This window comes from Sphingopyxis sp. (assembly GCF_016463645.1).
Taxonomy (GTDB): domain Bacteria; phylum Pseudomonadota; class Alphaproteobacteria; order Sphingomonadales; family Sphingomonadaceae; genus Sphingopyxis.
Genome location: NZ_JAEMQX010000092.1, coordinates 1 through 14,696 on the forward strand (window position 1 = coordinate 1; position 14,696 = coordinate 14,696).

Here is a 14,696-nt window from a genome sequence, read left to right on the forward strand (position 1 = left end):
CGATCAGCACCGCGGCGGCGCAGCCGAGCCGGAACGCCGCGCCCTCGGGCCGCTGTTTGAGCTGATAGACAGCGGCGGGCGACATGCAGACCTTTGCCGCCGAAATCTTCACCGACCCGTTGGTCGCGAAAGCCTCCAGAAACTCGCGCTGGAGCCGCGGCGTCCAGTGATAGCTGCCGGGGGCGGGGATATGCGCGGGATCGTGCGGGGAGTCGTCCATCGATTCGTCCTTTCGGTTGGGTGAAACCGACAGAATGAACCATATGGGTGAAATGTAGGAAAGAGGTTTTGGAGATTGGTTGTTCGGATCTTGGCCTTGCCCTCTATCCCGGTAGCATATAGCCTCAATGAACTTAGGGGAGGGAAGATGTATGGCAGTAATGCCAACGGTAGAACTTGCCACCGTTCTTGCCGGAGCAGAGGGCTTCAAAGAAGGAAACATAAACGACACGTATCGGGGGCAGGTCCTTCGGGCGGATGGAGCTATCGTAAGCGCCGTTTTAAAGGATGTGGGAAGCAAGGAGCTAGCAAACGAGCTTATCGCGTTTGTGCTGGCTCGCTTGTTGTCGTTGCCCACGCCGGATGCGTTATTGGCGCAAGTCGACCCGTCCGATTTGGCGACGACGAAGGGTCCGCTTATCAACGATGGTCGGCGTCTGATGCTGGCGAGCGTGGATGTCGGTGTACCCAATGTGCAATTTCGCTATCGAACAGCCGATCTGTCCGGGCGTGCCCGTTTGCTTGGAGCCATAACGGCTTGGCCGTCATTGGGGCGACTATATGGATTTGACGGCTGGATCGCGAACATTGATCGGCACGCAGGCAATCTATTATTCGGCGCGGGTGCTGAGGCGTGGCTAATAGATCACGGCTGGGCGTTTACTGGACCTAATTGGTCGAAGGATGCGCTTGATCCGGTCGGCAGCTACCCACATCGTCTAGCAGATTGGCTTACCCCTCATCTTACGGAAGATGGTAGGGACGCGACGTCGCGCCAAGCGGGCGTGTTGGAGGCGGACCTTCGTTTGATCGATGTGGACGCAGCAATTGTGGCAAGCAGAGCAGATATATTGCTTGCGTCCGACGACGTTGAGGCCCTTAGGGGCTTCCTGAAAAAGCGAGTCAACGAGGTGACGCGCATAGCTAGCGCAGCGCTCAATTCGCCGGTACTTATCTGATGATCGTGAACCTAAATAGCGACTCTTTTCCGTCTCTCGAAAACCCGGTTCGAGGGAACTGGGTCCCGATTTTCCTGTCGCCGATCCGAGGGTCGCAAGAACGGTTGATCATCGGTGTAGCGGTATTCAACGACACCGGTTTTCATATCGAAGCCGCGAATGCGCTTAACAGGTTACAGTGCCTGTACGGCGCGCAATCGGATATTGTCATTCAAGTCGCGGGCATCACGCTTGATGAACTGCAGGCAGATTTGGCCGCGCGCTCGGCGGCGGCTGTGACCGATTTCAGGCCATCGATTACTGGGGTAAGTATCGGAGAAATTCGTGTGGCTGATGGCTTGTCTTTGCAAGCGATAGGCGTCTCATGGATGAGTGCACTGTCTTCGTTGTACGATGCCGAGGCGGCAGGTCTAAACGCTGGATTGGCGGCGCTCGATGACATCAGTTACGAGGATAAATTCGAAGCGTTTGCAGGAGGCGACAGGCTTCCAAGGTTGGTTCTCGACTATGTCGTCGAAGCGCGGAGTGGCTTGGCGGGATTTTTCCGATCGGATTTGGCTACTCAGCAGCAACGGCGGCGACGCAGCCACGAAGTTTCAATCGATTTCTCGGGTTCTCAATTGGTAGCGAACTTTGGGACTCTTAGTGTCGGGCAGATTTCTAGGTCGGTGGACCTCATTAAGCGTCGACTCTGGGACTTGAAGGTCGACCGTGATTCCGAGACGGCGAACGCATTCAGTCGTCAGCACGAAATGCTGATTCAAATGCCTTCGGCAAACGATCCGCAGGTTAGCGAGCGTCAATTCGAGCACCTCGAAGTTGCGCGCAAGGCTCTTGAAACCCAAGCAGATCAAGAAGAGCTGCGGTTGGAAGCATATACGACGGTGGCGGAGATCGGGCGCCGAGTCTTGACTGCGGAAACGCCTAGAGATGGAAACCTACTCCATTAGTTTCGACACAGTCCCGCCGCCGCAAAGCGGCGAGGGGTGCCTTCCTAAGCCCCATTAGCCGCCGACAAAATCGCCCGCACACTCGCCGTTGCGACGTCCGTATCGAGCCCGCACCCAAACAGGCTTTTCCCGTCCGCCGTGCGGCATTCGACATAAGCCGCGGCCTGCACATTGCTGCCCTGACCGATCGCATGTTCGCTGTAATCGACGATGTCCATGATCGGGCCGCCGGACTCGGCGAGCGCGGCGATGACGCTCGACATCAGGCCGTTGCCGCGGCCGCTGACGCTGCGCGGGGTGCCGTCGATGGTGAGCTTGCCGGCGAAGATGCGGTCGGCGCCCGAGTGCGTCTCCGACCAGTCGACGAGCTGGAAGCGCTTGGCTTCGGTCGCCAGATACTGGCGCTCGAACGCGTGCCAGATGTCGTCGGCGCCGAGCTCGCGGCTCGTGCTGTCGGCGAGTGCCTGTACGACATGGCTGAAGCTCGCCTGCATCTTCTTGGGCAATTTCAGGCCCTTGTCCTGTTCGAGCACCCATGCGACGCCGCCCTTGCCCGACTGGCTGTTGACGCGGATCACCGCTTCGTAGCTGCGGCCGAGGTCGGCGGGGTCGATGGGGAGGTAGGGGACTTCCCATTTTTCGTCATTCTGGCGCTCGCGCGCGGCGAAGCCTTTCTTGATCGCATCCTGATGGCTGCCCGAAAAGGCGGTGTAGACGAGCTCGCCGCCATAGGGGTGGCGCGGGTGGACGGGCAGGTTGTTGCAATATTCGACCGTCGCGATGACCTCGTCGATGTTCGAGAAGTCGAGCTGGGGGTCGACGCCCTGCGTGTACATGTTGAGCGCGACGGTGACGAGGCAGGTGTTGCCGGTGCGCTCGCCATTGCCGAACAGGCAGCCCTCGACGCGGTCGGCGCCCGCGAGCAGGCCGAGCTCGGCCGCCGCGACGCCGGTGCCGCGGTCGTTGTGGGTGTGCAGCGATATGATCGCGCGGTCGCGATTGGGGAGGTTCTTGCAGAAATATTCGATCTGGTCGGCGTAGATGTTCGCCGTCGACGCCTCGACCGTCGCGGGGAGGTTGAGGATGATCGGCTTGTCCGCCGTCGGCTGGAGGATGTCCATCACCGCCTCGCAGCAGGCGATGCTGAAATCGAGCTCGGCGGTCGAGAAGGTTTCGGGGCTGTATTCGAAACGCCAGTCGGTGCCGGGCAGGCGCGCGGCATTGTCGCGGAGCTGCTTCGCGCCCTCGATCGCGATGCCCCTGATCTCGTCCATCTCCATGCCGAAGACGATCTTGCGCCACGCGGGGCTGACCGCGTTATAGACGTGGACGATCGCGGTCTTCGCGCCTTCGAGGCTGTCGAAGCTGGTGCGGATGAGGTCGGCGCGGCTTTGCGTCAGCACCTGCGGGGTGACGTCGTCGGGGATGCGGCCGTTCTTGACGAGGCCCGAGATGAAGTCGAATTCGGTCGCGCCCGCGCTGGGGAAGCCGACCTCGATCTCCTTGAACCCGCAGCGGACGAGCAGGTCGAAGAAGCGCGCCTTTTTCTCGGCATCCATCGGGTCGATCAGCGACTGGTTGCCGTCGCGCATGTCGGTGGAGAGCCAGATCGGCGCCTGTGTGGTGACGCGGCCGGGCCATTCGCGGTTCGTGAGCGGAACCTGCGGGAAGGCGCTGTACTTGACCGAGGGGTCGCGGAGCATGGTCATGGTGGGGTACTTCTTCTGCTGTCGGTTGCGGTGCTTTGTCGATCGGACCCTTGAGCGGGTGGCCGCGACTAGCGCGCAGCCAGTGTCACGCCCAAGGGCGTGTAAGTCGCAGAAGAAGAAGGGCGTTGCCGCGCATGGCCTGCGCAATGATGCAAAATGTCGCGCTTGGCAAGGGGGGAGTGCGAAAATTACGCGGGGCGCGGGCTCAACCGGTCACCCACTCGACCCCGGGATCGGTGAAATCGACGACGTCGGCGAGTTCGCGGACGTTGGGATAGCCGTAGCCGACGAGGTTGATGAAGGTCTGGATATTGAGCGCGAGCGCCGCCGATTTGAGCGGCACGGGGCTGCGGTGGTTCGAGAAATTATTGTTGCAATAGATGAGGATGGGGCGGCCGGAGTCGGCGCCGATCACCGCGGCGAGGCTTTCGGCGGTGAAATCGGTGAGCGGGAGGTTGACCGCGCCCCTGATATGGCCGCGCTGGAAGGCGTCCTTCGAGCGCGCGTCGAGGAGGAGGGTGCCGGGCTTCGCGGCCTCGGCCTTGAACGCGTCGAAGGCGATCAGGCGGGTGGCGCGTTCGGGGGCGACGCTGGCGGTGAGCGCCTCGAAGCCGGGATAGTCGATTTGCGGGTTCGGCGCTGCGGCGTTCTGGGCGAAGGCGGGCGCGGCGGTGAGGGCGAGAGCGAGAAGCAGGGTGCGCATGGGATCCTCCCTTGAATGACGGGAAGCTACGCCGCGCTTGCTGGCCCTGCGATGAACCGAAAATGTCGCCGGGCCGCGCGTCTGCGGCGGCCCGGCGCAGTGCAGGGGACTGTCGAGGCGCGAGCGTCAGGCGGCTTCGCTCTCGTCGTCCTCGTCCCACGGCTCGAAGATCTCGTCCTCGATGAGGTTGTCGATGCCGTGCACGCGCACGCCGATGCACCAGTCCTCGAGCGGGCCTTCCCATGCGGCCTCGACTTCGGAGAGGGCCTCGGCGGCATCTGCCGGGCGGTCGCCGACGAGGTCGAAGTCCTGCACGCCGTCGTCGGGCGGGGTGATGGTGACATGCGGTTCGAGCCGGACGTTGGTCCAGCCTGCGGTGGGGGCGAGGCCCTCGACCTCGACGACCAGCACCGGATTTTCCTCGTCGCCGTCGACCGACGCGTTCACTTCGACAATTTCGCGTACCAGTTCGCTCATCACACGGCTCCTTGTACGAAAAGAGGCGGGACCGGCATGCGGTCCCGCCCCCTTGTACGCGGCGCGTGTGACAGATTGGGTGCGCTTACTGCTTTTCGAAGGCGGCGTGGATTTCGAGTTCGACCTCGTCGCTGACCATCGGAATGCCCATCGACACGCCGAAATCGCTGCGCCTGATCGTCGTTTCGGCCTGGAAGCCGACGGTTTCCTTTTTGGTCATGCCGATGCCGGCGCCGTGGAAATCGACGTCGAGCGTCACGGGTTTCGTCACGCCGTTGAGCGTCAGATTGCCGGTGACCTTCGCCTCGTCGCCCTCGGCATCGACGACGACCGAGGTGGAGACGAATTTGGCGTCGGCGGGGTTGGCGCCGAAGAAGTCGGGCTTGCCGCCGTCCTTGCCCGCGCGGAGGAGGTGGCTCGTCAGGCCGGCGCTGGCGGTGGTGACCTTCGACACGGGGATCGTGACGTCGACCCTGGCCGCGGCGGGGTTCTTCGGATCGATGACGAGCGTGCCGGTCACGTCGCCGAAGATACCGGTATATTTGCTGAAGCCGAGGTGGTCGACTTCCCAGACGACCATCGTGTGGCCGGGATCGGCGACGTAGGTGCCGCCGGTGACGCGCGACCTGTCGGGCGCGCCGGGGGCGGAGCCGCCCTGTGCGACGACGATGGGGGTTGCGACGACCGCGACGAGTGCGAGGGCGGCATAGGGGAGGATGCGACGCATGGACAATCTCCTGTTGGGGAGGTGGAAGCTAGGCGAAGCCGCGGCGCGGCGTCAACAAGCGCCGGCGAAACGCAGCGTTTCGGTTCGGGCGCGCAATGCATGTTGTCGCAAGCCCGCTTGTGTTACGCGGTCTTTCCTGCTGCTATGCCGCAACTGCGAAGGCTGGGGGGCCTTGCGTGATGGATGGTCTGTTTGCCCGCGAAGCGGTGGAGGTCGAAAACGCCTTTCTGGCGGCGCCGTTCGAGACGGACGGCTGGAACGCGGCGCTGCGCCTGTTCGCGCGCCGGACGGGTGCGACGCACGCTCAGTTGCTCGGCATCGGCGAGCAGGCGGCGCTGTTCAACTTCATGCCCGATATCGACGCGTCCTATCAGCGCGAATTCATCGAGATCGAGGGGTGGCGGCCCGAGGTCAACTGGCGCGTCGCGGCGAGCGGTCCGTCGCTCGAGATACGGCACGAGGCGCATTACGAGATCGCGCGAACGCATAGCGGGACGGCCGAATATGAAGAGCATGTTCGGCGCTGGGGCGGCGTCAACGGATGCCAGACCGCGCTGATCGAGGGCGACGGGCTGCTCGTCGGCATGGCGGTGCTCCGGTCCGAGCGCGACGGCCGGACCAGCGAGCGCGACCGCAAGCTGTTCGCCGCGGGGGCAAGGCATGCGCTGGCGGCGGTGCGGATGCAGCGGGCGATGGCACAGCGCGGCGCGCAAATGACCGCGGGCGCGTTCGATGCGATCGGCGTCGCGGCGTTTCTGATCGACCGCCACGGCACGGTCGTCGCGCAATCGGCGGCGGCCGAGGCGATCACCGGCGATCCCGCGGGCGGCGCGCTGCGCCTCCGCCGAGGCCGGCTGGGCGCGGTGCGGCGCGATGCCGATACGCTGTTGCAGACGGCGCTGGGGCGCGCGCTCGGCGGTCAGGCAATGCAGCAATACTGGATCGGGCCGCCGCAGGATGGCGACAGCGGGGGCGTGCTGTGCGAGCTGTTCCGCATGCCCCAGCGCGAATGGGATTTCGGTTTCGAGCCCCGCGTGCTGGTCGTGGCGCGCCGCGCCGCCGACATTCCCGCGATGCGCGCGGCGCCGCTGCGTGCGGCGCTGGGGCTGACGCATGCCGAGGCCGAGATCGCGCTGCGGCTGGCGAACGGCGAAGTGCGCGAAGACATCGCGGCCGGCCGCGGGACGAGCGCGCAGACGCTGGCCACGCAGATCAAGTCGATCCTGCGCAAGAGCGAGGTCGGGCGCGAAGCCGAGCTGACGGCCCTGGTCAACCGGTTGCTGCGCTGACGGACAGGGACCCGGGCATGCGCGGGAAAGGATATCGACGGTGGGTCGCGACCGCCGATATCCCCCAGCCGGACGCCGATATCGCAAGGATGATTGCGTCCGGTTTTCGATTGCCCCCACGCAATCAATCCCCTCTGCAGCGGCGCGATATCAGCGATTTAGGAAAGCGGCATACCCCGTCGGGGGTATGATGCGAACGGCCCGTCGCTTTGTCAGGGCGCGCGGCGTGCTTCGAACCATTGGCGCATCGCGGCGGCGGCGCAGCCGGTGAAGCCGTAGCTGCCGACCGGCGAGCAGCTGTTCGGGCGGGTGGCACGCGCGACATTGTCGTAGCCCTCGACCGCCGAGGCCCAGCTGCCGCCGCCGACCACCTCATCCTCCTTCAGCTCCTCGCGGAGTTCCTTGGGGACGCGGTAGCGTTCGGATTCGGGCTGCTGCGCGCAGACGACGATCTCGTCGCCCTGCGGTTCGGGGCAGGGCTCGTCGCCATAGGTGTAGAGAACCGAGGTCCGCTGCGGCGGCTGCCCCGACTGGGCAAGCGAGCCATCGTCCTGTGCGAGCGCCGGCGCGGCGAAGGCAAGCGGCGCGAGGAGCGGGAGGAGGAGGGCGGCGGTCTTTGTCATTCAGATCAACTTCCCGGTCCCCGAATCCCCTCCACGCCAGATGCGGCGGCGGAGATGAACCTAAGCCGAATTACCTGCGTAACCCATTGCGCTTTTGGCGCGAACCGGGCGGCGAAGGGGATGCGGCACGGGACCGATCCCTGTCAGATGGAGATTGATCATGAGAAACCAAGCCCTGTTCGCGCTGCTCGCCGCGGTACTCGCACCGCTTTCGGTCGCGGCATTTACGCCGCACGCCTATGCCAAGCCGGTCTATGTCGGCGTCGATGGCGACAATATCGCCGTCAGCGGTTATGATACGGTGAGTTATTTCGATGGCGACGGCGTGCCGGTGAAGGGTGACGCGGCCTTTGCGGTCGAGCATGGCGGGGCCGTCTATCGTTTTGCCAACGCCGCCAATGCGGCGCGTTTTCAGGCCAATCCCGAGGCGTTCATGCCGCGCTATGGCGGCCATTGCGCCTGGGCGATGTCGCGGGGCTATCTCGCGCCCGGCGATCCGCTGGCTTACGCGATCGTCGACGGAAAGCTGTACCTGAACTTCAATCAGGAGGTGAAGGCGAAGTGGGATGAGGACCGCGCGGGCTATATCGCGGCGGCCGAGAAGAATTGGGCGACGATGCCGGACGATGCGAAATTCGGGGGGTGAGGGCGAGCGTCTGTTTTGGGGTGGGAAGGAGACATTGCAAGAATCAGTCTCCTTTCCTCAGGTACTTCACCGTCTCAACGCAGCGATCAATCATGGTACGAGTGAAAAAGTCTGGTCCGAACTTGGCGTTCCATTCTGATTTGCTAACGGGAAGGGCTGCCAGGAGATCGTGAATTTGCCTGAAAAAATGCTCATCGACGACGCCCTCGATGATCATCGACGATTCAGCGGTAGACGGAAAGTTCGCGATGGGTGCGTAGGTTGCGAAGTTGGCAAATTTGAATCTCTTTGAAGGAGAGCGAAGCGGTTCGAGGTCGGCATCAAAGATCACCAGAAGGTCGCCAGTGACGATGCGATCCTGAGCCGTTCCTCCCAGCACTCGCTTCGAATGTGGTGCGAACATTTTCAAGGTTTCGCCGCGCGAAAAAACCAAGCAGTCACAGTGCTGAAACGAGATCACCTCCAGTCCGCTCTGGTTTGCGAGCTGAGTCGTTAACCTGCGCTGCATCAGATTTTACCCCGAATTTCGGCTTGCCCACGTTTATCCATGAAGGAATGGATGTCCGCAACCGCTCGAAATCGGCCACTGCGTTCCGGACTACAGACATTGACCGAAACGGGGTGGTGAGCGGACGTTGTCCGCGCATGTTCAGGCGAACACTTGAAATGCAAAATAGCTCGCAGGGATGGCCACTCCTGCGGCGAGGAATGCCGTTCTTGTTGCGGATGTTTGAGACCATTTGAGAAGAAGGTAGAACCATAGCGGAGAGGTCACGATCATCAGCCATACGACGGTGACGAAGGGTGCCTCCGCACGCCAAAGATTAAATCCGAACGTCACCCCGACGAACAGTGCATAAGCCGCGATTAGGCTGATCGGGATGATCGCCAGTTCCAGCAGGAACCGCAGGGAATAAAATCGTTGGCGTTGGCGCATTCTCTATCCGTTCGCCACCCATCTTGCCGCTGTGCGCCGATGTCCGCAACCGGTCGCTAGCGGCCGTTTCTAAATCACGTCCAGTGACGCGCCGATCGCTTCCCAGACCTGCGCCAGTTCGGCGGGCGTGATGCAATAGGGCGGCATCAGATAGAGCGTGTTGCCGAGCGGACGAAGGAGGATGCCGTGGTCGCGATAAAAAGCGATCAGGCGCGGAGCGAGGTTCGAGAGATAGCCTGAGTCCGGCACGACCATATCGAGCGCGGCGATGGTGCCGAGGCGGCGGGGGTTGGCGATGCGCGGGTCGTGCGAAAGCAGCGAGAGGTGCGCCGCCTGCGCGTCGGCGAGCGCGTCGATCCGCTGCTGCACCGGCTCGTCGCGCCAGATTTCGAGATTGGCGTTCGCGGCGGCGCAGGCGATCGGGTTCGCGGTGTAGCTGCTCGAATGGTAAAAGGTCTTCGCGCGGTCGGTCGAGAAATGCGCCTGAAAGATCGGTTCGATGCAGAGGGTGACGGCGAGCGGGATCGCGCCGCCGGTGAGGCCCTTCGACAGGCAGACGATGTCGGGGATGACGCCCGCAGAATCGCAGGCGAAGCGCGTGCCGGTGCGGCCCCAGCCGGTCATCACCTCGTCGGCGATGAAGAGGACGCCGTGGCGCGCGCAAATGGCGCGCATCTCGGCGAGCACCCACGCGGGGTAGATGAGCATGCCGCCGGCGCCGAGAATGAGCGGTTCGACGATGAAGGCGGCGGGTTTTTGAACGCAGGCGGCTTCGAGCGCGTCGAGCGCGGCCTGCTCCATGCCTTCATGGGGGAAGGGGATGGTGTCGACATCGAAGAGCAAAGGCTGCCAGGCGCGGTTGTAGACGCCGCGCTCGCCGACCGACATCGTGCCGATCGTGTCGCCATGATAGCTGTGTTCGAGGACGAGGATGCGGCTACGCGGCTCGCCGATGTTGTACCAGTAGCCGAGCGCCATCTTGAGCGCGACCTCGACGCTGGTCGAGCCCGAGTCCGAGAAGAAGACGCGGGTGAGCGGATCGGGGGTGATGCGGATCAGTTCGGTGGCAAGCCTCTCGGCGGGCTCGTGCGTCCAGCCGGCGAAGATGAGCTGGTCGAGCTTCTCGGACTGGGCGCGGATCGCCGCCATGATGCGCGGGTGCGCGTGGCCGTGCGTGGTGACCCACCAGCTCGAGATGGCGTCGATCCAGCTTCGGCCGTCGGCGGCATGGAGTTTCGCGTCTTTGGCGTGGCTTATCAGCGGGATGGGGTCCCCGAGGCCGTGCTGGGTAAAGGGATGCCAGACGGGGGAGGTCATGCGAAATCCGCCAAGTGGAAGTTGGCGGCGAAGGCGTGCGCGAGGGTTTCGCCGTTCAGCGGGGCGATGATCGGCAGGCGGCCCAACCGGCGGACGCCGCTGATCTCAGCTATCGTTGCCTCGCTGTCCTCCGCCGCGTCGCCGAGGAAGGCGAGGCCGTGGATCGGGACGCCGCGCGATTTCAGCGCCTCGATCGTCAGCAGGCTGTGGTTGATCGTGCCGAGGCTGGTCCGCGCGCAGACGATCACCGGGATCTGCCATTTCGCGAAAAGGTCGGTGTAGAGCGTGGTGCGCGTCACGGGGACGAGCGCGCCGCCGGCGCCTTCGACGATGATGTCGCCGGGTGGCGGCGTGAGGGTTTCGACATCAATGTTAACGCCGTCAATTTCGGCGGCGACATGCGGCGAGGCGGGCGTGACGAGGCGATAGGCCTCGGTTCGGATCGACACGCCGGCGAGGCGCGCGACGACCTCGCTGTCACTCGCTTCTTCGAGGCCGGACTGGATCGGTTTCCAGTAGGGCGCGCGTGTCGCCTGCGCCAAAGCGGCGGAAAAGACGGTTTTCCCGATGCCGGTGTCGGTGCCGGTGACGACGAAGCGCGTCATGCCGCGGCCATGGCTTCGGCGAGCGCGTCGGCCATATCGTCGATGTTGTCTTCGTCAACATTGAGCGTGATCGCGATGCGCAGGCGGGCGGTTCCTTCGGCCACTGTCGGCGGGCGAATGCCGCGAATGTCAAAGCCCGTCTCGCGGAGGCTGCCGGCAATGCGCATCGTGCGGTCGTTGTCGCCGATGATCACGGGCAGGATCTGCGTGCCGCTGGCGGGGATGCCGAGCGGGACGAGGCACTCGGCGGCGTGGCGGACGAGGCTGTGGAGGCGCGCCTGCCGCTCGGGCTCGTTCGCGACGATCTCGATCGCCTGCCGGACGAGCCACGCCATCAAGGGCGACGGCGCGGTCGAGAAGATGAAGGGGCGGCCGCGGTTGATGAGGAAGTCGCAAGCCACCGCGGGACCGCAGAGCAGCGCGCCCTCCGCGCCGAGCGCCTTGCCGCAGGTGTGGAGGGTGACGAGGTTGTCGCGGCGCGCGAGGCCGTGCGCGAGGCCGCCGCCGCCGGGGCCGAAGACGCCGGTCGCGTGCGCCTCGTCGACGATCAGCACGGCGTCGTGGCGGTCGGCGACCGCGGCGAGATCGGCGAGCGGGGCGCGGTCGCCGTCCATGCTGTAGAGGCTTTCGACCGCGATCCATGGCGTTCCGGCGCCGCCGCCGGCGCGCCAGCGCGCGATGATGTCGGCGAAGGCCTGCGCGTCGTTGTGCGCGGCGGCGACATGGCCGGCGCGGCCGAGCTTCATCCCGTCGTGCGCGCTCGCGTGGATGAGCTCGTCATGGACGACGAGGTCGCCGCGCTGCGGCAGCGTCGCGAAGAGCGCGGCGTTGGCGGCGAAGCCGGTCGCGAAGAAGAGCGCGGCCTCGCTGCCGTAATGGCGGGCGGCGTGCGCTTCGAGCGCTTCATGTTCGGGATGATTGCCGCGCAGCAGACGCGAACCGCCCGAACCCGCGGGAAGGCCGCGTTCGATGCCCGCGGCGAGCGCGGCGCGGAGCGTCTCGCTATCGGCGAGGCCGAGATAGTCGTTCGACGCGAAATCGCGGCCGGCGCGCGGCGCGAGGGCGCGGCGCCGGCTGTCGTGCGCGAGCGCCGCGAGATCGGCGCGGTGGGCGGTGAAGGGAGAGTTCGCCATGGTGTCTTTTCGGTTCAGGGCGTCGGGTCTGCGCCGGTGCGGATATTATTGAGCGTCTTCCGCTCTTCGCCGGTCAGCCGGTGCGGCGTCGCGATCGGTTCGAGGGTCTTGGCGTCGAAAAGCGCCGATCGGCGGCGGTCACCCGAAACGATATCCCTGATCGCGCGGACGAAAAAGCGACGCATCAGCGTCGGCGTGCCCATTTTTGGCAGATGGCCGGCGTCGCCGATCGCGTCCTGCGTGAAGAGATGGCCGCGCGGTTGGCCGAACGCTTCTGCGCGCCTTGCCGGATCGCAGGCGGCGGTCAGGATCGTGATGAAGGGCAGCTTGCCGTTCCTGAACGTGTTGAACAGTGGCGTGCGGCAGCAGGCCGCGTACCAGCGCAGTGTCGGCGCGTCGGTCAGGTGAAGGCAGGCGAGCCGCTCGCGGCCGGAGTCGATCCGCATCCGTGCGCAGCGTGTCTGGTAGAGCGGCGTGCCGCCGTGCGCGTCGAGCAGATGCGCGTGGCCGAGATGATGCGTGAGATTCTGGCAATCGGTGCAGTGGCAGACGACATGATCGCCCTCGCCCGGAACGACGCGCATCGCGCCGGTGACGGTTCCGCAGTCGCAGGCGAAGGAGAGGTCGGATGCCATGATCCGGCCCTAGCTCCTCGCCCGCGACTGGGGAAGCGATCAGTTCTTCGACTTGTCGACGAGCTGGTTCTTGGCGATCCACGGCATCATCGCGCGCAGCTCGGCGCCGGTCTTTTCGAGCTGATGCGCGGCGGCCGCCTTGCGGCTCGCCTTCAGTTCGGGCTGGCCGGCCTGATTGTCGAGCACGAAGTCCTTGACGAAGCGGCCCGACTGGATGTCGGCGAGGACGCGCTTCATTTCCTTCTTCGTTTCGTCGGTGATGATGCGCGGGCCGGTCTTGATGTCGCCATATTCGGCGGTGTTCGAGATCGAGTAGCGCATGTTCGCGATGCCGCCTTCATAGAGGAGGTCGACGATCAGCTTGGTTTCGTGGAGGCATTCGAAATAGGCCATTTCGGGGGCATAGCCCGCCTCGACGAGCGTTTCGAAACCCGCCTGGATCAGGTGGGTGATGCCGCCGCAGAGCACCGCCTGTTCGCCGAAAAGGTCGGTTTCGCACTCTTCCTTGAACGTCGTCTCGATGATGCCGCTGCGGCCGCCGCCGACCGCCGAGGCGTAGGAGAGGGCGAGCGCCTTGGCATAGCCGTTGCCCGACGAACCCGCGCCCTGTGCTTCCTGCGCGACCGCGATCAGGCACGGGACGCCGCCGCCCTTCTGATATTCGCTGCGCACCGTGTGGCCGGGGCCCTTGGGCGCGACCATGAAGACGTCGATGTCGGGGCGCGCGTCGATCAGCCCGAAGTGGATGTTGAGGCCGTGCGCGAAGGCGAGCGCGGCGCCGGGCTTCATGTTCGGGCCGATGTCGTCGGCGTAGATCTTGGCCTGATGCTCGTCGGGAGCGGCGATCATGATCACGTCGGCCCATTCGGCGGCTTCCTTGTTCGAAAGCACCTTGAAGCCCGCGGCCTCGGCCTTTTTGGCGGTCGCCGAGCCGGGGCGGAGCGCGATCGCGACTTCCTTGACGCCGCTGTCGCGCATGTTCTGCGCGTGGGCGTGGCCTTGGCTGCCGTAGCCGACGACGGCGACCTTCTTGCCCTTGATCAGATCCTGGTCGGCGTCGCGATCGTAATAAACCTGCATGTCATTCTTCCCTTATTTTCTTTCGTCATGCCGGACTTGATCCGGCATCCATGGACCCCGGATCAAGTCCGGGGTGACGAAGGTTGGACCGTTATTCCCGTTAAAACTCAGAGCGCCTCCGACCCGCGGGCGATGGCGACGACGCCGGTGCGGCCGACCTCGACCAGCCCGCATTCGCGCATCAGCGCGATGAAGCGGTCGACCTTGTCGCTCGTCCCGGTGATTTCGAAGATGAAGCTGGTGAGCGTGGTGTCGACGACCTTGGCGCGGAAGACGTCGGCCATGCGCAGCGCCTCGATGCGCTTGTCGCCGGTGCCCGCGACCTTGACGAGCGCGATCTCGCGTTCGACATGCGCCTCGCCCGCGTCGTTGAGGTCGATGACCTTGTGCACGGGAACGAGCCGGTCGAGCTGCGCGATGATCTGGTCGATGACCGGCGGCGGGCCCGAGGTGACGATGGTGATACGCGACAGCGCGTGGTCGGCGGTGATGTCGGCCACGGTCAGGCTTTCGATATTATAGCCGCGCGCGGTGAACAGGCCGGTGATCTTGGCGAGCACGCCGGCCTCGTTGTCGACGGTGATGGCGAGCACATGGCGCTCGCCGGCTTCGGTCTTGATTTTCATGAGTTTACACCAGTGCCTTGGCTTCGTCGTCCATCGTGCCGGTGACGTCGCTCGGCTGGAG

General features: G+C 64.6%; 17 protein-coding genes and 1 pseudogene. 4 read left to right on the top strand and 14 right to left on the bottom strand.

Going from position 1 to position 14,696, the window contains the following annotated elements; all coding sequences use genetic code 11:
• Positions 1-220 (bottom strand): annotated as a pseudogene (locus JHC57_RS16195) (hypothetical protein); the annotation flags it as partial.
• A 151-nt stretch (positions 221-371) separates the two neighbouring features.
• Here JHC57_RS16195 and JHC57_RS16200 point away from each other — a divergent pair.
• Positions 372-1,178 (top strand): hypothetical protein, encoded by an 807-nt coding sequence (locus JHC57_RS16200; RefSeq protein ID WP_294031250.1) that lies wholly within the window; start codon positions 372-374, stop codon positions 1,176-1,178.
• Positions 1,178-2,128, top strand: a complete 951-nt coding sequence (locus JHC57_RS16205; protein ID WP_294031251.1) for a hypothetical protein — start codon at positions 1,178-1,180, stop codon at positions 2,126-2,128. Before JHC57_RS16200 ends, JHC57_RS16205 begins: the two co-directional genes overlap by 1 nt.
• Positions 2,129-2,172: 44 nt before the next feature.
• Here the strand turns inward: JHC57_RS16205 and leuA are convergent, their stop codons facing one another.
• From leuA to JHC57_RS16225, 4 genes are all read right to left on the bottom strand, one after another.
• Entirely contained in the window at positions 2,173-3,837 is a 1,665-nt protein-coding gene (gene leuA, locus JHC57_RS16210; RefSeq protein WP_294031253.1) for a 2-isopropylmalate synthase, read from the bottom strand.
• Positions 3,838-4,042: 205 nt separating this feature from the next.
• Positions 4,043-4,540 (bottom strand): rhodanese-like domain-containing protein, encoded by a 498-nt coding sequence (locus tag JHC57_RS16215; protein ID WP_294031254.1) that lies wholly within the window; start codon positions 4,538-4,540, stop codon positions 4,043-4,045.
• A gap of 126 nt (positions 4,541-4,666) precedes the next feature.
• Positions 4,667-5,017: a hypothetical protein gene (locus tag JHC57_RS16220; protein WP_294031255.1), complete on the bottom strand. Its 351-nt coding sequence runs from the start codon at positions 5,015-5,017 to the stop codon at positions 4,667-4,669.
• Positions 5,018-5,102: 85 nt separating this feature from the next.
• Positions 5,103-5,744, bottom strand: a complete 642-nt coding sequence (locus JHC57_RS16225) for a YceI family protein (RefSeq protein ID WP_294031257.1) — start codon at positions 5,742-5,744, stop codon at positions 5,103-5,105.
• A 176-nt stretch (positions 5,745-5,920) separates the two neighbouring features.
• Between JHC57_RS16225 and JHC57_RS16230 the strand changes: the two genes are divergently transcribed.
• Positions 5,921-7,033 carry a helix-turn-helix transcriptional regulator gene (locus tag JHC57_RS16230; RefSeq protein WP_294031258.1) on the top strand — a complete coding sequence of 371 codons (1,113 nt, stop codon included), beginning with the start codon at positions 5,921-5,923 and terminating at the stop codon, positions 7,031-7,033.
• A gap of 212 nt (positions 7,034-7,245) precedes the next feature.
• On the opposite strand, the gene JHC57_RS16235 is transcribed toward JHC57_RS16230, so the two are convergent.
• Complete coding sequence (locus JHC57_RS16235) at positions 7,246-7,656, bottom strand: hypothetical protein (protein ID WP_294031259.1); 411 nt, start codon at positions 7,654-7,656, stop codon at positions 7,246-7,248.
• Between the two features lie 160 nt (positions 7,657-7,816).
• On the opposite strand from JHC57_RS16235, the gene JHC57_RS16240 reads away from it, so the two are divergent.
• Positions 7,817-8,302 (top strand): YHS domain-containing (seleno)protein, encoded by a 486-nt coding sequence (locus JHC57_RS16240; RefSeq protein ID WP_294031260.1) that lies wholly within the window; start codon positions 7,817-7,819, stop codon positions 8,300-8,302.
• 43 nt (positions 8,303-8,345) lie between these two features.
• Here the strand turns inward: JHC57_RS16240 and JHC57_RS16245 are convergent, their stop codons facing one another.
• The 8 genes from JHC57_RS16245 to ilvN all read right to left on the bottom strand — a co-directional run bounded on the left by JHC57_RS16245 (position 8,346) and on the right by ilvN (position 14,635).
• On the bottom strand, positions 8,346-8,810 hold the full coding sequence (locus JHC57_RS16245; protein ID WP_294031261.1) for a hypothetical protein: 465 nt from the start codon (positions 8,808-8,810) through the stop codon (positions 8,346-8,348).
• Between the two features lie 141 nt (positions 8,811-8,951).
• On the bottom strand, positions 8,952-9,239 hold the full coding sequence (locus tag JHC57_RS16250; RefSeq protein ID WP_294031263.1) for a hypothetical protein: 288 nt from the start codon (positions 9,237-9,239) through the stop codon (positions 8,952-8,954).
• A gap of 69 nt (positions 9,240-9,308) precedes the next feature.
• A complete protein-coding gene (locus JHC57_RS16255; RefSeq protein ID WP_294031264.1) occupies positions 9,309-10,556 on the bottom strand; it encodes an adenosylmethionine--8-amino-7-oxononanoate transaminase in 1,248 nt (415 codons plus the stop codon).
• The gene (gene bioD / locus JHC57_RS16260; protein ID WP_294031265.1) at positions 10,553-11,161 is read right to left on the bottom strand and encodes a dethiobiotin synthase; all 609 of its coding nucleotides are present in this window, start codon (positions 11,159-11,161) and stop codon (positions 10,553-10,555) included. Before bioD ends, JHC57_RS16255 begins: the two co-directional genes overlap by 4 nt.
• A complete protein-coding gene (locus JHC57_RS16265) occupies positions 11,158-12,294 on the bottom strand; it encodes an 8-amino-7-oxononanoate synthase (protein WP_294031266.1) in 1,137 nt (378 codons plus the stop codon). Before JHC57_RS16265 ends, bioD begins: the two co-directional genes overlap by 4 nt.
• Positions 12,295-12,308: 14 nt before the next feature.
• A complete protein-coding gene (locus tag JHC57_RS16270) occupies positions 12,309-12,929 on the bottom strand; it encodes a DUF6151 family protein (RefSeq protein WP_294031267.1) in 621 nt (206 codons plus the stop codon).
• A gap of 39 nt (positions 12,930-12,968) precedes the next feature.
• Positions 12,969-14,009: a ketol-acid reductoisomerase gene (gene ilvC, locus JHC57_RS16275; protein WP_294031268.1), complete on the bottom strand. Its 1,041-nt coding sequence runs from the start codon at positions 14,007-14,009 to the stop codon at positions 12,969-12,971.
• A gap of 107 nt (positions 14,010-14,116) precedes the next feature.
• On the bottom strand, positions 14,117-14,635 hold the full coding sequence (ilvN, locus tag JHC57_RS16280) for an acetolactate synthase small subunit (RefSeq protein ID WP_294031269.1): 519 nt from the start codon (positions 14,633-14,635) through the stop codon (positions 14,117-14,119).
• Positions 14,636-14,696 lie beyond the last annotated feature (61 nt).

Coding starts and splice junctions, on each gene's coding strand:
- JHC57_RS16255 (WP_294031264.1), bottom strand. CDS start 10,556: ATGACCTCCCCCGTCTGGCATCCCTTTACCCAGCACGGCCTCGGGGAC.
- JHC57_RS16270 (WP_294031267.1), bottom strand. CDS start 12,929: ATGGCATCCGACCTCTCCTTCGCCTGCGACTGCGGAACCGTCACCGGC.
- JHC57_RS16220 (WP_294031255.1), bottom strand. CDS start 5,017: ATGAGCGAACTGGTACGCGAAATTGTCGAAGTGAACGCGTCGGTCGAC.
- ilvN (WP_294031269.1), bottom strand. CDS start 14,635: ATGAAAATCAAGACCGAAGCCGGCGAGCGCCATGTGCTCGCCATCACC.
- ilvC (WP_294031268.1), bottom strand. CDS start 14,009: ATGCAGGTTTATTACGATCGCGACGCCGACCAGGATCTGATCAAGGGC.
- JHC57_RS16235 (WP_294031259.1), bottom strand. CDS start 7,656: ATGACAAAGACCGCCGCCCTCCTCCTCCCGCTCCTCGCGCCGCTTGCC.
- leuA (WP_294031253.1), bottom strand. CDS start 3,837: ATGACCATGCTCCGCGACCCCTCGGTCAAGTACAGCGCCTTCCCGCAG.
- JHC57_RS16205 (WP_294031251.1), top strand. CDS start 1,178: ATGATCGTGAACCTAAATAGCGACTCTTTTCCGTCTCTCGAAAACCCG.
- JHC57_RS16245 (WP_294031261.1), bottom strand. CDS start 8,810: ATGCAGCGCAGGTTAACGACTCAGCTCGCAAACCAGAGCGGACTGGAG.
- JHC57_RS16250 (WP_294031263.1), bottom strand. CDS start 9,239: ATGCGCCAACGCCAACGATTTTATTCCCTGCGGTTCCTGCTGGAACTG.
- JHC57_RS16225 (WP_294031257.1), bottom strand. CDS start 5,744: ATGCGTCGCATCCTCCCCTATGCCGCCCTCGCACTCGTCGCGGTCGTC.
- bioD (WP_294031265.1), bottom strand. CDS start 11,161: ATGACGCGCTTCGTCGTCACCGGCACCGACACCGGCATCGGGAAAACC.
- JHC57_RS16265 (WP_294031266.1), bottom strand. CDS start 12,294: ATGGCGAACTCTCCCTTCACCGCCCACCGCGCCGATCTCGCGGCGCTC.
- JHC57_RS16240 (WP_294031260.1), top strand. CDS start 7,817: ATGAGAAACCAAGCCCTGTTCGCGCTGCTCGCCGCGGTACTCGCACCG.
- JHC57_RS16200 (WP_294031250.1), top strand. CDS start 372: ATGGCAGTAATGCCAACGGTAGAACTTGCCACCGTTCTTGCCGGAGCA.
- JHC57_RS16215 (WP_294031254.1), bottom strand. CDS start 4,540: ATGCGCACCCTGCTTCTCGCTCTCGCCCTCACCGCCGCGCCCGCCTTC.